The 2,471-nt window shown below is 67.5% G+C and carries 4 protein-coding genes; all 4 read right to left on the bottom strand.

Annotation, left to right across the window (positions count from 1 at the left end; all coding sequences use genetic code 11):
* Positions 1–107: 107 nt before the first annotated feature.
* Entirely contained in the window at positions 108–803 is a 696-nt protein-coding gene (locus ACIPIA_RS14210; RefSeq protein ID WP_400510481.1) for an anti-sigma factor family protein, read from the bottom strand.
* Positions 804–851: 48 nt separating this feature from the next.
* The gene (locus ACIPIA_RS14205; RefSeq protein WP_400510480.1) at positions 852–1,412 is read right to left on the bottom strand and encodes a sigma-70 family RNA polymerase sigma factor; all 561 of its coding nucleotides are present in this window, start codon (positions 1,410–1,412) and stop codon (positions 852–854) included.
* A gap of 280 nt (positions 1,413–1,692) precedes the next feature.
* A complete protein-coding gene (locus tag ACIPIA_RS14200) occupies positions 1,693–2,067 on the bottom strand; it encodes a DUF6481 family protein (protein ID WP_400510479.1) in 375 nt (124 codons plus the stop codon).
* An 85-nt stretch (positions 2,068–2,152) separates the two neighbouring features.
* The gene (gene rpsU, locus ACIPIA_RS14195; RefSeq protein ID WP_400510478.1) at positions 2,153–2,416 is read right to left on the bottom strand and encodes a 30S ribosomal protein S21; all 264 of its coding nucleotides are present in this window, start codon (positions 2,414–2,416) and stop codon (positions 2,153–2,155) included.
* Between the last annotated feature and the right edge of the window lie 55 nt (positions 2,417–2,471).

The following is a 2,471-nucleotide window of genomic DNA, read 5'->3' as shown; positions in this document are numbered from 1 at the left end:
AGGCGCCGCGTCAGCACCGTCCTGCCCGCGAAAACCGATTGCAGCATGGCCCGACCCTCCTGCCGCGCAACATCATGCCATGGCGCCCATGGCGGGCGCCAGCCGCATCACGGAGCGGGGGCGACGAAGTTGACGATCGCACTCTCGCTCTTCATCCGCGCCGCGATCGCATCGACCTGGGCCGAGGACAGCGAGGCGTCGCCGACGCGCACCTTGAAGAAGCCGTTCGCGCGCGGCCCGTCGACGACCGAGGCGTCGAAACGCTTGAAGAAGGCCGCGATCTCGCCGGCCTTCGCCTCGGGCGCGAAGCTCAGCAGGACGTAGCGCTCGGAAGCCAGCGCCCCGGGCGCCGACGCGGTCTGGAAGCCGGCGCCGCCATCCCGGATCGCCAGCCCGGTGATCGCGAGCCCCTGCAAGGCGATGAGCGCGATCGCAGCTGCGCTGGCATAGGCGAGTCGCCGCGGCGGCTGCGACGCCAGCAGGCCGGCTAGCCAGCCGAGGAAGCCCTGACCGATGCTGTCCTTCGCCCGCGCCAGGAGCGGGGCCGGGCGTGGCGCGGCTTCGATCTCGGCCATCAGCTTCTCGAGAGCCCGGGGCGACGGCGCGCCGAGGCTCTCGTTGAGCAGAACGGTCTCGGCCATGTCGTCACGGATGATATCGAGCCGGGCGGCGAGCTCCGGATCGGCCGCGAGCGCGCTTTCGACGCGGCGCTTGTCGGCTTCCGCGATCCGGCCGTTGGCGTAGAAGGGCAGCAGCTCCTCGAGCTCGCGGCGCTTCGGATCGCTTGCGATGCTGTCGCTCATCACGCAACTCCTTCGGCGGCGGCGCCGCGCCTCATGGGACCGCAGGCCTCAGGGCCAGCCACGGTCGATGCCGGCGCCCTTGAGCATGTCGCCCAGCTTCTTGCGGGCGTGGAAAAGCCGGGTTTTGACGGTGTTCTCGGGAATGCCGACGATCCGCGCGACCTCCTCGACGGAGGTCTCGTGGTAATAGACGAGATCGATGACCTCACGGTGCTCTGCCGACAGGCGCTCGAGGCAGGCCCGGATCGCGAGGCCCTTGTCCTGCTTCTGCAGCACGATCTCGGGGCCGTCGGCCTCGTCCTCGATACTCTCGGCGAAGTCCTCGTCCAGCTCGGCATCGCGGCGCTTGCGCAGGAGCGACCAGGCCTTGTTCCGGGCGATGGCGAGCAGCCAGGTCGAGACGGAGGCGCGCGCCTCGAAACGATCGGCCTGTCGCCAGAGATCCATGAACACGTCACTGATCACATCCTCGGCAAGCGTCTCGTCACGGACCAGCCGCAGCACGAAACGATAGACCCGCACCTGATGCCGCGAGAACAGCACCTTCATCGCGAGCCTGTCGCCCGAGGCGATCCGCTTGACCAGATCCTCGTCCGATTCCGTATGCATCGCCCCTCGAAGGCCAAGCATCCCGGCTCGCATCCATTCGTCGCGGCGAGCGGGGAAAAGGTTCAACCCGCGCGCACATTAATCTGCAGCGACGGATTTGCCGATAGGAGAACGTATGAGAAGGCGGGCATTTTTGCCTGCAGACGCGCCACTACCGGGATGGCGGACCGCTATTGCAGTTAAGCGGATATGAAAAGGGGCGCCCTCGGCGCCCCAAATCGCATCTGTGATTGTGCGGAATTCCTGACGTCCGGCCAATCCCGGCCGAACGAGAGACGCGTCAGCGGCGCTTGCCGGCCGTGCGCAGCTGCATGTACTGCACGGCCTCAAGCAGCACCTTGCGGGGACGCTCGGCATCGCGCTTGGCCTGCTCCGCCTTGCGGGCCGCCTCGCGAGCGAGTTCTTCCTGGCGCTTCTCTTCTTCGATCCGCGCGCGCTCGAGCGCCTCGAGGCGCTCCTTCTCGGCCCGGATCTTCGCCTTCTCGGTTTCGCGCTCGGCGCGAGCCTGGGCGATGGCTTCCCGCTCCTCACGTCGCTGCACCATGACCGGGTCATCGGCCTTGGGCCGTGCCTTGAAACGCTCGAGGAGCGCCTGCTTGGCTTTGGCGGAATTGGCCTGACGGTCGGTGAAGCTGCGGTCGCTGGGGTTCTTCAAGGGTGATCTTCTCTCGGGTTGTTACGGGTTGTTTTTTGGCCCGCGCGGGCGCCTTAATCCAGATCGAGGCGAATTGGTATCGAAATCAACGCGCGGCGGCCCCGCTTCCAGCGCGCAGCGAGCTGTTTTTTGCGCGTGGAGCGGCGATCAGACCCTCCCGCCGCGCCTGCTTGAGCGCCGCCTTGCGGGCCCGGCGGACGGCGTCCGCCCTCTCGCGGACCCGGCGCTCGGACGGCTTCTCATAAGCCCTGCGCCGCTTGAGCTCGCGCATCACGCCCTCGCGCTGAAGCTTCCGCTTGAGCGCACGCAAGGCCTGGTCGACATTGTTGTCTCGAACGAGAACCTGCATCGAAGCTCCTTTCTGCGGACGAGAACCCGCGCCCGCGGCGAACCACGGGCACGGC

Origin of the sequence: Allobosea sp. CER48 (assembly GCF_044752385.1) — a bacterium.
Taxonomy (GTDB): domain Bacteria; phylum Pseudomonadota; class Alphaproteobacteria; order Rhizobiales; family Beijerinckiaceae; genus Allobosea.
Note: the sequence above shows the minus strand (reverse complement) of the source record. Positions and strands in the feature narration are given on the sequence as shown.